The sequence below is a fragment of the Rheinheimera gaetbuli genome, from assembly GCF_054781935.1.
Window position 1 is genome coordinate 1 of sequence record NZ_BAAGTL010000043.1, and the last position, 1,310, is coordinate 1,310.

At 52.5% G+C, this 1,310-nt stretch carries 1 rRNA gene; it reads right to left on the minus strand.

What is annotated here, in order from left to right:
* Positions 1-1,310, minus strand: a 23S ribosomal RNA gene (locus ACYVIC_RS19670); the annotation flags it as partial.

Genomic DNA, 1,310 nt, shown 5'->3' on the forward strand with positions numbered 1-1,310 from the left:
ACCACGCTTCCACACCTCACCTATCAACGTTGTGGTCTCCAACGACCCTTTAGTAGACTCGAAGTCTAAGGGATGACTCATCTTGTGGCCGGCTTCCCGCTTAGATGCTTTCAGCGGTTATCCGTTCCGAACGTAGCTACCGGGCAATGCCATTGGCATGACAACCCGAACACCAGCGGTTCGTTCACTCCGGTCCTCTCGTACTAGGAGCAACTCCACTCAATCATCCAACGCCCACGGCAGATAGGGACCGAACTGTCTCACGACGTTCTAAACCCAGCTCGCGTACCACTTTAAATGGCGAACAGCCATACCCTTGGGACCGACTTCAGCCCCAGGATGTGATGAGCCGACATCGAGGTGCCAAACACCGCCGTCGATATGAACTCTTGGGCGGTATCAGCCTGTTATCCCCGGAGTACCTTTTATCCGTTGAGCGATGGCCCTTCCATACAGAACCACCGGATCACTATGACCTACTTTCGTACCTGCTCGACGTGTCTGTCTCGCAGTTAAGCTGGCTTCTACCATTACACTAACCGTACGATGTCCGACCGTACTTAGCCAACCTTCGTGCTCCTCCGTTACTCTTTAGGAGGAGACCGCCCCAGTCAAACTACCCACCAGACACTGTCCGCAATCCCGATTCAGGGACCTACGTTAGAACATCAAACATACAAGGGTGGTATTTCAAGGACGGCTCCACCAGAACTAGCGTTCCAGCTTCAAAGCCTCCCACCTATCCTACACATGTAGGGTCAATGTTCAGTGCCAAGCTATAGTAAAGGTTCACGGGGTCTTTCCGTCTAGCCGCGGGTATACGGCATCTTCACCGCAATTTCAATTTCACTGAGTCTCGGCTGGAGACAGCCTGGCCATCATTACACCATTCGTGCAGGTCGGAACTTACCCGACAAGGAATTTCGCTACCTTAGGACCGTTATAGTTACGGCCGCCGTTTACCGGGGCTTCGATCAAGAGCTTCGCTTGCGCTAACCCCATCAATTAACCTTCCGGCACCGGGCAGGTGTCACACCCTATACGTCCTCTTACGAGTTTGCAGAGTGCTGTGTTTTTAATAAACAGTTGCAGCCAGCTGGTCACTGCGACTCTTCGCTGCTTACGGAGCAAGTCCTTCACAGCAAAGAGCGTACCTTCTCCCGAAGTTACGGTACTATTTTGCCTAGTTCCTTCAGCCGAGTTCTCTCAAGCGCCTTGGTATGCTCTACCTGACCACCTGTGTCGGTTTAGGGTACGGTCACCAATACCTGAAGCTTAGAGGCTTTTCCTGGAAGCATAGCGTTAGCAAC